Origin of the sequence: Bulleidia sp. HCP3S3_C9 (genome assembly GCF_052064035.1) — a bacterium.
Classification (GTDB): domain Bacteria; phylum Bacillota_I; class Bacilli_A; order Erysipelotrichales; family Erysipelotrichaceae; genus Bulleidia.
Genome location: NZ_JBQHWJ010000011.1, coordinates 1 through 19,196 on the forward strand (window position 1 = coordinate 1; position 19,196 = coordinate 19,196).

Consider the following 19,196-nt stretch of genomic DNA (forward strand, 5'->3'; position numbering starts at 1 on the left):
CAGGATTTACATGTACAAGAATCATTCCATTATCTTTACAATATGTAGCTAAAGCTTCCCAATATATGGAAGTCGGTTCCATACCAACGATAATCTTTTCAAGACCATTTGCTTTCATGATATTTACCGCCCAATCTTTGAACGTCTTAAATCCTTCGGCAGTATTATGAAAGTGTAATGGCTTTTTTGACAATTCCTGTTTTCTACATGTAAATGCTCGTGCATATTCATCATATGATCCGATATCCACACCAATTACCAAAGTTTTTTCATCAACCAATTCAATCTTTTTGTTTTGTTTGTTACAATTCTTCATAGGTACCTCCGTATTATTGTTTCAGCTAACCGGTCAAGATCAGCAGATTCAATTTTACGACTGGTACTTTTTAATTTCATTCTTCCTTTCCACTTCCTCATTTACATGTTACAGGAAGCTCTATTTTGAGGTAAATGAGGTTGATAATCATATGTGCTTCTATTTGTGTTTTTGGGCGAATTCTTATTCTCCATCATTATTATCTCCTTCACATTTATAAAATTTTATATATCGTATTTCATTATGATTTATCCACACACCCTTTGTTTGTCTAACTTTTTCCCAGCTATCCTCTTTTTTCTCATATAATTCTTCCAGATAAATATCTTTTTCACCAGGTTCACTTGACGCAAAAGAATTATCATAAAATAAACCACGAATCACTTTCCCGTCAGAAACGCCAATTTCAAGCCAATATGGTTCATATTTTGAAAAAACATAATCCCATGATGTTGGAATTGAATTTGTTGTGTCAATTTTCAGCAATCCTAATATCCGTCCCATAATGTTTTTCTTTTTTATTACCGCAATGCATACACCTGTTATGATCCCTGTTAAGATCAAGGCAACGGATTGCATGACTTTAAGCAATATAGTATTATTTGAAAAAGAGATTTCTAATAATGAAAATACAAAAGACCATATTGAATAATTTAATATACTGTATCCAATAGATTGGACAACGATTTCAGTTTCAGTTTTTTTTGAAGATGGAGTTATCATCCTAATTATTTCAAGAATAATGTATCCAGGAATTACATATTTTAATGTATACATTATAGATTCGAATGAATTTACCATGCAATCACCCCATTCTATTTATTGTGCAATTCAAAAATTCTACATTGACATAATACCTATTCTCATCATATGGTCTGATTTGAATACCAGTTTGAGTAAAAATGATAATCAGTTCCAACTGTGTATCCTTTTCCATTGTTCAATAATTGGCTCTTATCCCTATTTGATTCATCAAAATACATAATGATTGCTGCACATTCATACTTAGGATATTTTTACAGTCTATCCAATAATTCTTTGATTTCTTGGCTTAATTTGCAATTTGGCGAACTTGCTAGAATGCATAGTAATAGATCGTGATATTGACAGAAAAATTATACTTTCCAAAGTACTTCAACTCTCTACTAACTGAGCAACACAATACTAGTTCTAAGAACAGTTTGCGACCTCAATTTCCTTGTATCCGCTATTCCTTGCATATAGCCACATGTCATCTATTAATCCATCATGATAGGAAAGAAAATCATCTTTGACTACTTTTGCCCGAAAAGCTCTAAGCCTTCTGTTTCTGACATCTATTTTCCTAATATACTCTTTCTCGACCAAACGATCCAACTTCTTTGAATTACATGAAGGACATGCGAGTACAAAGTTCCATATTTTGTCTTCTTTGGTGAAATTCCACGGAATAAAATGATCTACTGCTATCTTCTGATCAAGTTTTTTGCCACAATAGAAACAGTTATTCTGTTCAAATTCCTCGTATAATATCTGTCTATATATTGATAGATTTTGTCTTTGTGGAATTGATTCTTCAAGCTTATCAAGTAATCTTACTACTTGAGATTCTTCGTTTACGCTTTCCAAAAACTGAGCCCAGCAATAATAGTTTAGCTTCTCCAGTTCCGGTTTGAATTTCAACATGAAATCATATGCACCATACGACAGAAACAGTTCTTCCTCATTGGTATCAAAGCCAAATACTTCGCCTTCAAAATCTTCAAATAATGCTCCCAGTACATACTGTTTGCAGACCGGTTTCACTTTGCTTACCAGTTTATTTTTCTCTTTTTCAGATAATGAAGAAAACTCAAGTAATGTAATATCCAATGGTGATGTATTCTTGGCAGCATATTCATTGAGTATCTTTTCTATAGCAGATTCCGATACATCATTCTGTCTTCTCATCTGCCTCAAATGATGTTTTAGCACTAGATTCCAATAGCACTGCGTAAACTTCAGAAACAGATCATAAAAACTGATACTGAATCCAATTTCCGTTTGAACTGAATTCAGAAGATTATCCAGTAAAGATTTAATCAATGCAAACTTATATGTATTTCTCTTATGACATCTTTTGGAAAAGACATAATTAAATAAACGCCAGTATTCCTCTTCTGAACATCGATCGTTTATCAATTCTCCGTTTTTCAATTTCCACCCTGCCATATGATTCTCCACATCTCTTCTACACGTTTCGTTTTATTGTGTATTAAAATACCTGACTGTTACCAGCAATTCTCACATGGAAAGCTTTTTAGCCATTTCCACCAGTTTCGTAAACTCATCTTTCACTTCTTCTGTATCAGAACCGCTTCCCCAACTGATTCTGAAAGAGTTCATAATTCTGTCTTCGGAATAGCCCATTGCTGACAAAACATAACTTGGATCATAGCTTTTTGAAGTACATGCTGATCCATTTGAAACTGCACAGAACTGCTTTGTTGCTACCATTAACGCTTCTGCAGAAACTCCCTCAAGATAAAGATTAATTGAGCTGTTAACACAGTAATTCTGATCTCCATTACAATCATACTTCAAGCCTGAATTGTGTAGAATATCTAACAGTTCTGTTTTTATCTGTTTATTGTGCTCATCATGAATCTGATACTCCTGACTCGCGATCTCACATGCTTTTCCTAACCCAGCCACCAGTGCTACCGGTGTTGTTCCAGGTCTTATGCCATGCTCCTGTTGACCACCATAGATGATACCTTTAACAGGAGGCAATCGATATTTTTTCTTTTTTAACACCAGTGCACCAATACCTTGTGGACCCCTAAATTTATGAGCGCTCAATGAAAGCATGTCATATTTCAGGTTCTGTAGCTCTTCAACCAGTTTTCCGCAACTTTGCGTTGCATCTACATGAAACAATACACCTTTTTTCTCCAGTTCCACACCGATCTTCTCAACTGGTTGAATAATCCCGGTTTCGTTATTTACATGCATGACGCTGACCAACAACGTATCCTGTCTGACTTTAGAGAGAAGTACATCTGCATCTATTCTTCCGGTCTGATCAGGATCGATAAACTCAACATCAAATCCCTGTGTAGCCATAAACTTCATCGTATTTAACACAGCATGATGTTCAATGGATGTTGTTATAATATGCCTTTTCTCACTTTTTTCAGCGTAATCACGCAATCCCTGAATTGCAATGTTGTTGCTTTCTGTAGCTCCACTGGTGAAAAACACTTCATCTGATTTGACTTTCAGCAAATCTGCCACCTGTTTTCGGGCTGTTTCAGTAATATTTCGGGCATTATCCCCATACGTATGAGTTCTGCTGTCCGCATTCCCAGGAGAATTTCGATAAACATCAATCATGATATCCAAGACACGTGGATCAATAGGAGTTGTAGCATTGTAATCTAAGTATACTGCCATCAGGATTCCTCCTTTGTCAGTGTCAAAAGATCCTCTAGATTCTTAATAAAACCAGTACCACAAAGATGCGCAATTCCTCTTTCAACATTCAATCTGAAATACTTGGCAAGAGTATCCTCATCAGTCGGTAAACCTTGATCAATACACCACTGTTTCACTATTGCCTCATAAAGATCACTGTATTCACCACCAAATGTGTACCATGACATTTCAAGATTGCTGTCATTATTCATTGGAAGATCAGTGGGCATTGTCTTTTCACTCAGTGAGTAACATAATGCCCATCGACAGAGTACATTCCAGTTTTTTATTCCTGTTTTTCCCTTCAATCTAGACAGGTGATCTTTTGCCTGTTGAGATAGTCTTACCTGCTTAACAATCATGTTGTACCTCGTTCAGATAACCTCTTGTTATCGTTGTACTTCTAGTTTTCTCATCATAATTCAATCGGAATTCATCGCCAACGTTTTCTTCCATCATGTGATAATAAGTATCATCAATTTCTGTATCTGTAGAAAGGATGATCGTTTGCTCACTGGCATTAGGGAAATATACTGTTACCAGTGACGTTCTATGTGCTGAATCCAGACGAGACAGAGGCGTATCAATAATCACCGGCAGCTTCTTCTTTGAGCATTTTGCAAGTGCCCAGAGAATAGATATAACCATAAGCTGTTTTTCTCCAGCAGACAGTTTATTTTTTGGAACATCTTCATTCTCTGAATTCACATATCTCAGTTCTAGTGATGTTGGATCAATTTCAATATGATCAATCAGTGTTTTTTTATTTGCCAATTGCTGATAACAGGATGTTACTGTAGTTGCCAATGTATCAACCTTATTTTTCTGCAATCTGATGCTGTATTCCTTCAGAATTGTCTGGGACATACGACCATATCTGATAAGTCTTTCCGCATTGTCATTTGCTTCAAGTTTCTCTAATGCCGTTTCAGCCATTCGATGATATTCTGAAGTCACTTTCTTACAATCGAACTGTGCTGATGCTAATCTTTCCTTCAACGATTCAAGAACAACCTGTGCCTCTATGGCATCCTGTTCAAGTGTTTTGATTTCTCTGTAGACTTTCTTGATTTCTTCCTCATTAATATCTACCGAAAGGTATGAATCGATATTATCCAGCTGACTTCTCAATTCGTTCTTCTGGTCCATTAACAGGTCTGCTTGTGCCAAAGTCTCGGACAACCCTTTTTTCAACAGATAATCCAACTGTAATCTGGATGCATCTGAATAATCAAACACTGTATCAACAGAGTTGGTCTCCGCATTGTTCCTGATAAAATCCACAAATCCAGCTACCTGCTCACTCTGTTCCAACGCGGCATAATCATTAAATAATGCATCTATCATTGCTACAGCATCTTTTGCTTTTTTCTGTTCATTTTCCTTACCGACCTGAACACTGATTTTCTCCAGCAGATCTGAAACCAGAGCAAATGGCAACCCACTTCCTGCAACCGCAATAAGATCTTCTTCAGTTTCTTTCAACGAGTGATTCAATACAGCTTTCTTTTCAAACAGTGACTGTTGCTGGGCAATCACATCTCCACCTATTGCTGTATACTCGATTCTTTTTTGCTCAAGGGTTGCATTTATATCAGTAATCGCCTGTTCAGTATCTTTGATTTTATTTTCCAGATCTATGACCCTGTTTTCTGCTTTCTCTTTTCTTACGCGTAAACCATCAAGCTGCTCAGTGTCTTCCTTCTTTAGTTTCTGTTTACTGATTCTTGAAACAATACGGTTCATATCATTATTTAATCGATCCAGTACAGTAAGTCCAAGCATTGATCTGATCGACTCTCTCATCTTTTCGTCTGTATCATCTACTGCAAGCTCAGCTATTTTTTCACCGTCGAAGAAAAAGAAATTCGATAATGCGCTTGGTAGAATATTTTCTATGAACATAGGCCAGTTTTCAGTTAGAAACTCGCTGTATTTCCCATTCTGATATACGGAAATCATTTCTCTTGTTCTTTGACCATTTCCATTCCATTCTCTATGAACAAGGTAAGTATCTTTCTCATCCGCACTTAACCTGAATTCGATTTCTACGTATGTGTTTTCTGAAGATTCATTTCTGTTAACAAACGAACGAAGATACTGTCCGTATGTACTGTATGTACTTTCTTCATACGCAAAGGATTTTGAACCATACAACGAGAGCAAAACTGCTTCAAGAAAAGTTGTCTTGCCTCTTCCATTCAGTCCTCCAATCAGGACAATTGGCTTTTTACCAGAAAATTCGAATGTATTGCTGCCTGCATAAACGCCAAAATTACATAATGTCAGTTTCTTGATAATCATGCATCTACATCCTCACTTTCTATATTTTCTTCACGTTCAGTGACAGTATCTTCAGTTTCCTTTTTGTCGGAATTCAGTTCTTTCAAAAACTGCTCATCATACTTACCGCCATAGTCTTTTTTGCGTCTGACTTTCTCATCATAGAAATTTGTCGCGTCTTCTTCATTTCTGTAAAAACAATGCTCGACGCATTTTTCCAGATTTTCGAGTATACCTTTACGTTGGTTTATGCTGTTTGCTCGATTCTCAGTATCAATCAAAGAATACATCATCTCAAAAGTAAGTTCTTCATCCGGGAATAAATCCCTGCACACCTGCTGCAATGTATCCCATTCTTCTTTTCCAAACGTTTCAGAGTATACCCATTCAGGATCATTAAACGGCACTCCTGTTTCACTTTCGTATATAGCCGGAAGAGAATCATCAAATTCATGCTTGTCAAATACCCAGATTCTTCTGATGCATCTTAGTTCCGGAATTGTTATTAATTCAAGATCACTGAATTCCTCAGGTCCATTTTTCTGAATGTCGACCTGCATATGTAGAAGTTCTCTCAACCACTTTTCACGCACTTCTTTTTTGTATGGACCATGAAATAACTGTCCATAGCTTCCACGGATACTGCCATTCATTCGTCTGAATGATCTGCGTTCCCGGTCTCCATCTTCATTACCAAATTCGTTTCTGAAATCCAGAAGTGGTGTCATCCATGCCTTCTCATCATCATTGGCAATCATTGCTTCCATGGATTTATCTTTCTCAACCATCGTACATACCCAACAGCCAAATCTGCTTCTGCCGCAGGAAGGAAGATTCTTTTCAACCATCATCGGACATTCATTATCTGCTGTTGCTCCACGATAAAGAGTCAAAAGATCCATATTGGAAAGTCCCCATGGATTCTTATATTGCATCAGAAAAACCCAGACATCATCATCCGTCCAGTTTTCCAATGGTGAAAATACCAGTTCGTTTGCCAATGTAGGATTTGGACTTAATAATTCTCTGACTCTTTTCTTCTCGTAATATGCCATGGTTCGTGCTCTTCGGGAGCTTTCAGCCTTACGGGTTCCAAGAACCATGATTATTTCACCATGTTCTGCAATCTGATTTTTAATGAATGTATTAACAGGCTTGATTTTGAGTCTGTCTGTGCACCATCTGTATTTCATTCTTGGAAAAGGATAACCTCTGCCAATCAGACTTACCCAGAATGTGTCGTTATAATCTGGAATCAATCTATGAGGAACAAACGGAAGATTCTTTTCCTTAGCTGTATTTTTCATGATATTCAATGAGTTCTGAACCCATTTGGAAACAACCGGGGATTCAACTAAAGTATCCGTATTGATGACATGAATGACTTTCTTTCTTTTATCTACCGGCAGCTCTGCAATAGACATCCAGACAAGTTGGAGAGTTGCAGTACTGTCTTTTCCACCAGAATAACCAATAACCCACGGAATATCATCCGCTAGATACAGATTCTGTATGGTAATCATCATTCCTTTGATCGTGTCTTTTGTAATAGTATCTGACATGTTTTCCTCTCCTATTGCGTAGCCTGAATATTCTTTTCTTGCTGCTGTTCAGTTTCGTTAAGTTCAAGGTCCATCTCCATTTTGATCACATTGGCTATTAAAACTGCTGCACTTTTATTCGTAATAATTCTACCTTTCGGATTGATTGCTCTTTGTTTCCAGATCGGATCGCTACGTCGCCAGTTAATCTGTTGTAAATGATCCATATAGTCAGAACAATTCAACGTAGAATTCTCCAGGAAATAATTTCCAATTCTTCCCAAAGCCTGAATTACAATTGCTTGTGTAGAAAGATAATTCTCCCGCAGATCAACTTTTGTGATCTCTTTTCTTTGCAGCTCATTCCACTGGACCATATGATCGGTTACTGCCTGCCAGAAAACCTGTATGAACTCCTTCACCTCATCAGTTAATGGATGTCTTCCGACAATAATTTTATTTGCTGAATAGAACGTATTTAAAGTAAACAGATTTGAAGAATACTTACCCAGAATATCCTTTTCTTTATCTGTGTAATGATTCAGGAATTCAATGTTGGAAATAACCTGTCTGGTCAGAACTGCAAGTTCATCTCTTGAATCATATAATTCAGAAATAGAAATCGACGTCTTAACAGCATTTTTGTTCAGATCCGTAAAAATCTGCTGACTTCTTGCCAACCCTCTGTCTTCAAAAAAGACAATAGAGATCGTCTCATCCCCTATTGAAGGATCCTCATTCAAAGCCTCAATAATCGCTGCTTTACGATGTTGTCCATCATTAATCAGAAAAGTCGCATCCATGGACACCTCCAGAACTCCAACATCATGGTTTTCCTGATCTGCTTTAAAGATGAACTCTCCATCAATCGAAGCTGCTAAGGCAGAAAAAACATATGACTCTTTGTTGTCCAGAATATATCTGCTGATGACTGGAACACGTGCTGCATTCAGTCTTCTTTGTGCTCTATATTCCGGTGGAATAAAGCCTTCTTCATCCGGAAAGAGTTTTGAAATCATCTTCAGTGGAACCATCGCAATGTAATATTCTTTCTTTGCCTGTACTCCTCTTACAACAGGGAACCTATATACATAATCCATGTTTTCATTCTCCAAACCAATAAAACAGATATACTCAAGTAGTATACTTAAGTATATCTGCTGTTTAGCTTGAATGTCAATTATCACTTAGTCAGTTTTCATCCAGTTTCCCAAAAAGCACGGTATATCATGTTTCGAAAACAATAGCAGAGCTTAAAACCATTGCCCATTTTATCCGTCATTACCTGAACGAAAGTTTAATTTTTCGTGATAGACCAGAAGTTTGAATCCACGCGAGTATATCTGTATCAATATCATTTACGCATGCTTCACCATTCGTGATTTTCAACAAGAAACGCTTTGTTTTCTCATCAAGTTTCAATCCTTCTATCCGCTGATCCAACTCTTTCAATGCATCAACAAAGTCAACGAACATGCTTAACTCTGCTTTAAAAACTTTTGCTGCATCAATTTTACGCTTGCATTCCCGTGTTTCATCAGAATAAATGTTTGTCAGATATTGTATTAGATTTGCTGAAGCAATTGATTTCTCATCATAAAACTTTTTCCATTCTTGTTTCAAGATCACTTCACATTCATTTCTTTTCGTACTAAGTAATTCCACATACTTTTCATTAAGTTTATTTGAAATGACACAGTTTTTAGCAGTTTCCAATGCATCAAAAAGCTTATCTTTTAGTGTTTGACAAGGGACAAATCCAGCTTCCTTTGTGATGTATTCAACGATCTTTACATAGCCTGTCAAAAAAGTTACATTTGTCTGATATTTTTGTTCATTTCGTTTGATATTTTCAATATTGTTTTGAAGATCAATTTGCTGTTTCAGATTGACCAGTCGTTCATTCATGACTTGGATTTTGTCAATCAATGCATCCATTCTAGAAACCTCCCATTGTATCAAGTGCCGTTTGAATATCATCGATTTCTTTCGAATAATCCGTAGTCAAACCTAAAGAATTATTTCCTGTGAGTTCAGTTTCTTTTGCAGTAAGCTTTTCATCTAGTTTTTCAAGATATTTTTCTAAAGAAGTTATAAATCTGAGTAAAACTTCCAGTTTGTTCATTGGATCATCTGAAAACAACAGCAATTTTTCGATACACGAAGAGTTCTCTGTGACCTTATTCAAAGTTTTTACAGCAGATATAATATCATTTTTCTTGGTTATCACTGAAGAAATATCAATTGGACTAACATTAATTTGTGTATCATTAACCAAATCTATAATAGTTCCAAGATCATTTTGAATATCTCCTAAATCGTCAATCATTATTTCCTTCTCTCCGAAACACTTCTCCACAGCTTCAAGATATTCCTTCGCTTTGTTGTATTCCTTTTCAGCAACTACACTCACTCTTTTAGCTACATCTGAATAGATTTCATACGCGGCTTTTAATTGAGGACTCTGCATCTTTTCCAAATCTTCTGTCACATCAAGTTCAAGTTTGGTTTCTCTGACTTTTTGCACAGCTTTATTCAGTCTTTTAGTATCGATAAAGAGATTATCGTTTTTTCTAGTTCCCTGTTGAATATGATAATAAGCTTTCGCCCTATCTTTCGTATCCTCAATTCTATTATTTGAGTAGATGAATGATAATAAACTGTTCCATTCAGCAACGTGGGAATTCTGTTTCTTTATATTTTTCTTGTCTCTATATAGTGCTACTTCAATATTCTTCAGTTGAGTATCGTGGTACTCTCCATTCAGAGCTTGGCGTATAATTTCAACACAAATACCTGGTTCTGCGTATGTATAGTTTTCCACTGCTACATACTGTTTCACAGCAGCAACTATCGCTTTTTTGTTTTTATATGTCCAACTAGTAATACTATAAAGGTCTAATTGCGCATCACTATAATTCCAGCTTCTATTTCCTAGTAGAATATATTTGCAGAAAGCAGTCAATATCAAAGAAGAATCAGCCGATGCCGAAATAGTGTATATTCCTTTATTCCCTCTGAACGTATTTTCTAGACCAATAATTTCTATCCTGCTTTCCAATACTAATCGTATTATTTCATAAGGAACATCTTCAACCTCCCAGTCAATCGCCGTTTTCAGATAACTAGACCATTCATTTTTGGCGTTACGCATAATGCCAACAATGCCCGCATTACTGGAAATGTCTAATTGATTTCCGCTAACCCATTCTAAAAGTTTTTCCTTTACCAGTTTCAAATCCTTGTTCTCTGCCGGTTTTGGAACCTCAGACTGTATGATTTGTAAGTCTGGAACTTTAACCTGAGTCTCTGCTTGTACTGTTTTAAAAGAAAGATGCGGAAATTCAAATTCCCCGAGAATTTTCTCATTTACTCCAGCATAATACATTACACCATCAATCATCACTTGAACAGGTTCCCCATTCCCCCAGATCATTAAAAATCTAAGGAGTCTGTTTCGAAGATGAGCCTGATGTTCCGGAATCTGCTGTGATAATGACAGTAACAGTTGCGATGAAATTTCCACAAAATTATAATTTTCGTTTGGAAAATTCTGCTTGTCATTCATGATATCTAAAATTACAGGTTCCATAATTTTCTGAAGGAAATAACGCGGTATTTGTTCCTCTTCCTTTAATCTAAACCTATAAAAGGAACGAATCGCATTCTTGGTAAAAGGATATAAAGATACGTTTTTCCCATTAATCACACAAGTATCCCACACATCATTCTCTGCTTCACAAATAGGCATTTCTGATTGATGTGCACCACCATTCACCCACTCAATCAGTTTTTCTTTCGGAAGTGAAAGTGCATTCAAATAGTGCCCAAAAAAAGTATAGAGGGACTCCTGATCAAATGGTTCTACTGGAATGTACACATATTGTGTAACACGATCTAGATGATTCTGTTTAAAGGATGTTTTGATATATGCTGAAGTACTTCCGATGATAGAAGATATTCTACATAACCCTTCTTCAGCTCCTGTATGATGTACGAACAATGCATCAAGAAGTGCTTCATCTAGTCCTTGCATAGATGTAATGTCTTCAATAAATAATGTCAAATTTCTGTTTGTCTTACGGAGTTCTTTTCGAATTTCCTTAAAAATCTCGCCGAAGTCTCCCTGTTGAATCCCAGTGCATCTCTGAATTACTTCAGCAACCATCTTATTCAGATAGTCTGCATATTCTATTGCCAGGTCCTCGCCGTCGTCAGTGTTCAAAGTATCTATTACCACTCTTGCAGTTCGAGATAAATCTCCATCTTCTTGCATCCTATCATTAAAATCTCGATCTAAAAAATCTTCAGGCTTGAACTCAGCTTTAACTCCAACTTCAACCACAGTATTTTCAGCGATTTTAGAATATATTCTCTCTATAGGACCATTTTCAAGAGTCAACTGTTCTTCAACACTAGAGCTTCTTAAATACTCATCAAGTCTTTTCTTCTTCAGTTTGCTTAGATTTGTCTCAAATTTATTATTTTCAATGTCGTTGTGAATAAGGACAATAAACTCATGATAAATTTTGGAAAGAAATTCTTTCTTTTCAATCTCTATTGTAGCATTCAATAATCGATCATATACATCTCTGTTTTTCAGGTCCTGTACTTCTGGCATTTCAAGCAATTGTTTTATCGTACTTTTTAACGTATTACTGCTTCGGCTTATGAATAAAACCACTTCATTATTAGGCTTATTCAATTTATATTTTGTTTCAAACCATCGAATCAGATGGGATTTTCCAGTTCCACTTACACCGTAAACAAGTATCATCTGATGAGCATTATCAGGATTACTAACATAATTCTGATAAACGTACTCTTCATCATAGAATTGTCCAGCTGCAGGCTGTACTTCAAAAGAGCTCAACAACTGAAGTCGTTTCATTGGAACATGGGTTGCCAAAAAATCATATTGTGTTGATGTCACTGAATCTCGTTTCATGACCGCCTTGAAACGAGATCGAACAATTTCCATATTCATGTTCTACATTCTCCTTACAGAATCTCAATATTTGTAATTCTTTGACTTCCTAAACCAATATTCATAGTATTCCACACATCATGGTCAAGGATATGTTGCGTTTTAATTCTACCTGTAGCTTCTAAAGTAGATAATCCGCAAGTAACTCCATAATTGAAAGTTTTTAAATTTTTATCACTATTATTCAATATGATATTTATCGATGGGGATACGATGTCTAAAAACTCATCCACTGAGTATAAAACACCTTTTGAAAACTCATTATTATGAATCAAATCTTCAATAAATAGAGCTGCATTAGGCATGAAAACAAGATTACTTAAATAACCGAATCCTAAAAACTGTCCCCAGAATCTCCAAGCTCTAAGGCCTTCAGGAGTGATTGATTGCAAAGAATGTGAGGAAATATCTCTAGCCATTTCAGTAAGTTGTTTATAGCTCATAAGCTCGTTACTTGTCATATTGAAAATTTCAGAAGTTATCTTGTAGAATGCACCGTCTTTGATACTATTGATATTTCCATTGATATACCTGCGCATATCTTCAATCGTTTTTAAATCAGGCGCTTTTTGATAATAGAAACCATCCTCTTGTTTAATCAAACCTAATTCTTCAGCAGCATTTATCACACTAGTAGATAGCTTTATATCTGAGGTGATATACGCTGGTTCAAGTGCTTCTTTTAGATCATTTCTACTGATTCCATTTTTGCTTTTAACATATTGGTAAACTATGAATACTCTCTTTGGTACAGCAGCAGTATCAGAGCTGCCATTTGTCATATCTTTAAAAAACATATTTATCACCTATACATTCGTCATTCATGAACTATTACATTATGTACCCATCAATCAGATCAGATGTAGTACGTGAATATCTTGGCAATTCTACATTTTCTCGAATCAGATGAATACACCTACAGCTATCTAGAATATTTCGATTTGAAATAAAAGATTTTACGTATTTTGTAATTCCATCAATGCTTTCTGGATATATAAACACGATCACACCAGATATATAAAACTTACATTTCTTCTCTGCGAGTTTTTCAAAAGTGTTTCTATCAATCACAAACATACTGTTTCTATTAACTAAAAGATCTGTCTGAAGCGAAAAAATAGACTCCTCGGATATTATCACATTCACTTCTTTTTCAAATAGTTGTTTTAATACTGCCTTTTTGCTCTCATCCGTTCTGTAGTAACAAACAGAATTACTGTTGTTTCTGAAAAAAACATCAGTGGTCTCTGAAATCATGTGTTCCGGTTTTGAGATACTCTTTTTCAATTGGAATGGGGGAATATTTTCTTTTATAGTTTCCTGATGATTTGGACATCCTCCGCAATAAATATCAGCATATCCATAAGTATTCATGAACATTTCTGACCAGCATTCTTTTCCTGCTCTCTTAATTGAGGATTTCAACATATTCAAACCATCAATATTATATGAATATTCTTTTGATCGATGCTCTTCTACACATTCAAGTAAGCGTGGTTCATCAGGATGATCAGCAAGTAAAACTTCATTTAAATCTGTAACTTGTATCTTGTATATTCCACTATCACTGACAACAGACTCAATCTTGAGAAGATTGCTTCTTCTTAAAAACAAAAGAACATATACATTCCAGTTCATATCGGTATTGCCATAAACAAAGGAAGATTCCAGAACATCCTCATCTTCGTTATCAATAATGTAATGCGGTTTAATTGATGTATCAATGACAACTGACCGATTTCTTCGTTTTGATTTTGGATTGTTATACATTGCATACCATCTTTTGCAGATCTTTTCAGTTGTCATGACCTGTTTATTGATTCTCTGAAATGCAGCATCAATGTCATTTGCTTTTATACACATTACGCTGAGGCAAGGTAATCTATCTCTGCCTCCTCTTCCCAATTCCTGATAATAAGCATTTGGGTTCTGAGGTACATAGGCATGTATGACTGTACGAACATCATTTTTATCAACACCCATTCCAAATGCTGAAGTAGCAATCATAATTTGGAACCTGTCACTTACCCACTCATTGATAAGTTTTTTTCGTTTTAAAGCATTTGTTTTTCCGGTGAATGTTCGAATGTTCTTGAATTCATATTTTCCCAAATATCTTCTTAATTCTTCTGCTTCGTCTGGTTTTGCCACATATACAATCATTGGATGCGGTAGTTTTCTAACTAATTCAAGAATTCTTTTTTTCTGTTCAAACAGACTATTACATTGAGTAAGGCAGTATCTTGGTTCTTTTCGCAGTGAATCGCAACGTATTTCAATCCATTTTTCATCTTTGGAGAAAAAGCTCTTGAGCTGGTCTCTACACCTTTCATCAAATGTAGCCGATAACAGAAATGTTCTTAATTGATCATTTGTTAAAATAAGATCATTTCTCCATGATTCAAGACATTGATAATCCACTCTGAAAAGAGATCCCCAATCCGAAACAATATGTGCTTCATCGATAATGATATTTGCTAAATACCTTGTTTGATTTGCCTGTTTTATCGCATCACCAAACCTTGAATTTAAAATAAGTGCTTCTGGCGAAATAAACAGAAGACGTGCTTTCTTATCTTCTATCGCTTTAATAATTGGTGCACTATCTACGCCTGAAGAATACGAGAAAATCTCATTGTCTTTGGCAATACGCAAAGTATTCTTGGCAACTCTTTCCTGATCTAAAGCAAGTGATACTGTAGGTACCACGACAATTGTCAAGCTATCTGAAAACCCGATATTCTGATAAGCAACAGCCTGTGTTACAAGACTTTTTCCACCACCAGTTGGAATTGAAATCAGAGTTGTATATCCAGCTGGTGTATTCAGTGCCCCAGTAACTGCCAGTTTTTGACTCATCGAACGATATGAAACATAAGAGGTTAACCACTGTATATACGGATCAGTACATAGGTTTTCATAAGATTTTTTTTGTGTTCTCTCACTATAATCAGCTAAGAATGCAGATTTTACAAATGTACTATCCACATAATTAGGCAATTGATACGAAACACACAATTCCCCATCACTTACATATAAACCAAAATCTTGCAAATTATCATCTGGATAGATTTCAAGATGGAGTTTTGTTTTACAAGTAATCAGATAATCACGAATTGCAATAAGATAATCCGATGTTCCACATTCTCTCTTCAAATACTGATCAGCCGCAATAAACATACGTTTGAAGGTGAAAAACCTATGGTGATCTAAGGCATTCTGATCTGGCACATAATCCAAATCAAAAGGCTGATGATAATTGATATAGTTTTCAAACAGTTTATTCCATTTATTTACATCAAACATCTTTTTTCACCACCTTCAAAAATGCCGCACTCTCAAGAGTTATCTTACATTCCTTTAAAGACTGATAGATCAGATCCAGTTTATTCTTTTCTGCATCTAGATCTCCATTATTCAAACCATAGTATTCACTGTTGGCTGTCATTGCAGAAAGAGATCTCTGCATTTCCTCCTTAGCTCCTTTTAAGTTGATGTGCTTTTTATACTCAGCAACAGCTTTGTCCTTCGCATCTTTATACGCCTCATCAACCATGGATTGCCATACCTCTTTTGGGTATTCAAGCTTGAAGTTCTTTAATGACTGATCGCCACGTTTCCCAACGTGCTTTACGTATTTCTTCACATCATTTAATGGCAGGTTTGCAATCTTCTGAAACACTTTCTTAACATTCTCTTCAGATACATTATCAGGATTATCCAAGTCAAATACGGTCACTACCTGTTTGGCAGGAAGAAAAGTTCGATATTGTCCAATAGCATACATAGATATTCCACGATCTAACAGAAGCTGCTCATTCATAGACAAACGCCATGTGAATACCAGTCCTGTCCAATTAATCAAATCATTTACCCTACATGCACAAACCTGACCTTTACAGTTTCTGATTGCGTTATCGACAATACAGTCAAAAATTGGATCACCTGGTGCAAAGAAATGTAAATAGTCATTTTCTATTGCTTCTCTGCGATTGAAAGTGCCTCGAATAACCCGTTCCTTTACAGAATTCTTTTTCTGCATTTCTGCCTGTTCCTGTATTTTTGTCTGAAAAAGACTCTGCTTATCATTCTGATATAATTCCCACTTTGGCGGAATCAGTAATGTATTAACAGCAGACTGATAGGAGAAACTGGATGCTCCATATGTTGTAATACCCTGAGAATTCTGACTTCCGTGAAATCCTGCAAGAGAAGCCCACGCTTCCATTGTATTTGCGAACAGTTCATTTTCGTAGCGATTGTAGAACTGAACAAGTCTGTTCAATTGGTTATACATCGGTTTAAAGATAAAAGACGCAGCGTCATAGTTTTGCTCTCTGACTATTTCTTTTCTGATTTTTTCTACTCTTGAAATGATTTTTTCTATTCGATCATACAATCCATATTTCAGATCTTTCTTTACTGCTTCTTTAATATCTGAATTAATATCCTGCATGATAATTTCCATGCCACTTAGAGATTGCTGAAAAATGTTTAAACCTTCATTCCAGAATTTGGACAAAGACGCTTCAAAGGAATCGAATGCATATGGGACAATTGAAGTTACGATATTTCTTTTTGGATCTCGCTCCAGTCGATCCAAACGTCCAATTCTCTGTTCAATTGCATTTGCATCCCAAGGTAAATCTATATGGACCACGTAGTCTGCACATTGAAAATTTCGCCCTTCACCACCTGTTGAGTCACATAACATATAACAACAATCAGTATTATTCTGGAAACGGTAAGCACTTAACTCATTATCATCTGCTTTCTGAGATGCGCAGAAAAATGCAGTTTCATTTTCATCAAAAACTGATTCAAGTACTGTTTCGTAAGCATTAAATGTTTCCTGAAAATCTGTAAATAAAACTGTTTTTGTTCCAAAGCATTCATTAAACAGATGATTAAAGACCTGCACCAATCGGCAGGAGTAATAGGGTTCGTATTGATCAGGATCATCTAAAATATCACTTATGTTATCAATAATATAAGTTTCAAATGAATTCCATCTGGCTGCATATTCAAACAGATCTCCTGTATCCTCATTCTTTGATACAAGTTCTTTCAGTACATTATTAAAAGCAAAAGAAGAACTGAAAAATGCCGATAGCAGTGGTTTGATTACAGTCTCAACATTCTCATCTGTCTTCTCAATATTATGTTCGAAATAGTTCAGAAGTTCTTCATATACTTGAGACTCATAAGAACTGTCACATTCATTCATATTGTATTCAAGTTTCTGAAGTTTTCTCTTCGGTAGAAGTGCTTTACCATCTTCAGTTTCAAGCATCTTTCTTCTGTTTCGAATAATATTGTTTTCAATCTGGTAGTTACTGCAGATATAAGAAATCAATACTTTCATAGCATATACGCCTAGATCATCTGAATCAAAATGTATCTTTTCAAGTAAAGACTGCAACTTCTCATCATTCAATCCACTGATTACTTCATCCAGCATTTCAAGCATTTCATCATATAAATCAATGCAGTCTTCATTATTATGCGGATCTTCGTCTTCCGTTTCTTCGATTGCTTCAATGTAATCAACAAGATCATTCAACACAAGGGAAGTTTTCTGAACTATTTTCTTCTGTTTTTCGATCAGTTCCTCGAAAATCTCCAAGGACAATCTGCCATATCGTTTTGGTTGCAGAAGTCTTAATAGATCCAGATATTCTTCTTTTCTGTCCTGCACAGGTGTTGCACTTAACAGAAGAATATTTGCGGCATTTTCACTGACTGAAAGCAATCTTCTATACAGTTCCTGATCTCGCACAACTCGATGTGCTTCATCGATAACAACAAAAGAATACGATTCATTGCAATTAACTGATTGAATTTTGGAAAATGGTACAATATGAATCATATTTGCGTTGCGATTCCGTCCAATACTGATATTGAATTTAAAGAACATTTCCGTTTTCCATTGTTCTACAAGTGAATCCGGAACAATGACTAAAACGGATTGGGAACTTCGAGTCATCAGGTAGATTTTCAAAATTGAAATAGCTTCAATGGTTTTACCCATACCTACTTCATCTGCAAGCATATATCTGCAATTTGTATCCTGAAGGCACCTCACGATTGTGTTGATCTGATGAGGAAGAAGAAATATTTTTGAACCAGCTAGTTCCTTGAATCCTAATGTTGAATTATTCAACAGTTCTATGTTTTTTGATACAGTGTTTCTGCCAAAAAACCATACAGGATTTTGAAATTCATAACGCTTTAATTGAGAAATAGGAGTCACTTTTCCATTGTTAAAAGAAGCAATGAGTTCAGTTTCGCAGGCAGATTTATATTCTTTAGTTTTCATGCTTTGAATGTAGTATTCAAAGTATCCGTCTTCTCTTTTCTTCATTCCTTTGATCAGGTAATTGCTTCCTTCAAAAGATACTACCGAATCATTAAACAGAACACATCTTTGCACACTGGAGATTGGATATTCAAGTGATTGAACACCTAAATCAGGAAAGTACTGAAGATATGAAAAAGGATCATTGAACGCTACTACAGCAGTCTGCTTAAACTCATCTATTGATTTGATTATGCCACACAAAAACACTCTAGGGTCAATAGGATTGCTTTTATCGAATGGGCATCGAACATACATGCTTTCTTTTAACATTAT

At 35.7% G+C, this 19,196-nt stretch carries 13 protein-coding genes; all 13 read right to left on the reverse strand.

The window, feature by feature from the left end:
• A partial coding sequence (locus ACTND6_RS03395) for an IS110 family transposase (protein ID WP_441022029.1) occupies positions 1 to 316 on the reverse strand: 316 nt, incomplete at its 3' end.
• Positions 317 to 499: 183 nt separating this feature from the next.
• Positions 500 to 1,117, reverse strand: coding sequence for a DUF6338 family protein (locus ACTND6_RS03400; protein ID WP_441022027.1), 618 nt, complete (start codon positions 1,115 to 1,117; stop codon positions 500 to 502).
• A 369-nt stretch (positions 1,118 to 1,486) separates the two neighbouring features.
• A complete protein-coding gene (locus ACTND6_RS03405) occupies positions 1,487 to 2,167 on the reverse strand; it encodes an HNH endonuclease signature motif containing protein (protein ID WP_441022025.1) in 681 nt (226 codons plus the stop codon).
• Between the two features lie 411 nt (positions 2,168 to 2,578).
• Entirely contained in the window at positions 2,579 to 3,730 is a 1,152-nt protein-coding gene (locus ACTND6_RS03410; RefSeq protein ID WP_441022023.1) for a cysteine desulfurase family protein, read from the reverse strand.
• On the reverse strand, positions 3,730 to 4,113 hold the full coding sequence (dndE, locus tag ACTND6_RS03415) for a DNA sulfur modification protein DndE (RefSeq protein WP_441022021.1): 384 nt from the start codon (positions 4,111 to 4,113) through the stop codon (positions 3,730 to 3,732). The genes ACTND6_RS03410 and dndE overlap by 1 nt, the downstream gene beginning before the upstream one ends.
• A complete protein-coding gene (gene dndD, locus ACTND6_RS03420; protein ID WP_441022019.1) occupies positions 4,103 to 6,055 on the reverse strand; it encodes a DNA sulfur modification protein DndD in 1,953 nt (650 codons plus the stop codon). The genes dndE and dndD overlap by 11 nt, the downstream gene beginning before the upstream one ends.
• Positions 6,052 to 7,596 (reverse strand): DNA phosphorothioation system sulfurtransferase DndC, encoded by a 1,545-nt coding sequence (gene dndC, locus ACTND6_RS03425; protein WP_441022018.1) that lies wholly within the window; start codon positions 7,594 to 7,596, stop codon positions 6,052 to 6,054. The genes dndD and dndC overlap by 4 nt, the downstream gene beginning before the upstream one ends.
• An 11-nt stretch (positions 7,597 to 7,607) precedes the next feature.
• Positions 7,608 to 8,675, reverse strand: coding sequence for a DNA sulfur modification protein DndB (gene dndB / locus ACTND6_RS03430; RefSeq protein WP_441022016.1), 1,068 nt, complete (start codon positions 8,673 to 8,675; stop codon positions 7,608 to 7,610).
• 181 nt (positions 8,676 to 8,856) lie between these two features.
• Positions 8,857 to 9,513 carry a hypothetical protein gene (locus tag ACTND6_RS03435; RefSeq protein WP_441022014.1) on the reverse strand — a complete coding sequence of 219 codons (657 nt, stop codon included), beginning with the start codon at positions 9,511 to 9,513 and terminating at the stop codon, positions 8,857 to 8,859.
• A 1-nt stretch (position 9,514) separates the two neighbouring features.
• Positions 9,515 to 12,562, reverse strand: a complete 3,048-nt coding sequence (locus ACTND6_RS03440) for a hypothetical protein (RefSeq protein ID WP_441022013.1) — start codon at positions 12,560 to 12,562, stop codon at positions 9,515 to 9,517.
• Between the two features lie 14 nt (positions 12,563 to 12,576).
• Positions 12,577 to 13,359, reverse strand: a complete 783-nt coding sequence (locus ACTND6_RS03445; RefSeq protein ID WP_441022011.1) for a hypothetical protein — start codon at positions 13,357 to 13,359, stop codon at positions 12,577 to 12,579.
• Between the two features lie 34 nt (positions 13,360 to 13,393).
• Positions 13,394 to 15,868, reverse strand: coding sequence for a DEAD/DEAH box helicase (locus tag ACTND6_RS03450; protein WP_320100009.1), 2,475 nt, complete (start codon positions 15,866 to 15,868; stop codon positions 13,394 to 13,396).
• Positions 15,861 to 19,193 (reverse strand): SNF2-related protein, encoded by a 3,333-nt coding sequence (locus tag ACTND6_RS03455; protein ID WP_441022008.1) that lies wholly within the window; start codon positions 19,191 to 19,193, stop codon positions 15,861 to 15,863. The genes ACTND6_RS03450 and ACTND6_RS03455 overlap by 8 nt, the downstream gene beginning before the upstream one ends.
• Positions 19,194 to 19,196: the final 3 nt, after the last annotated feature.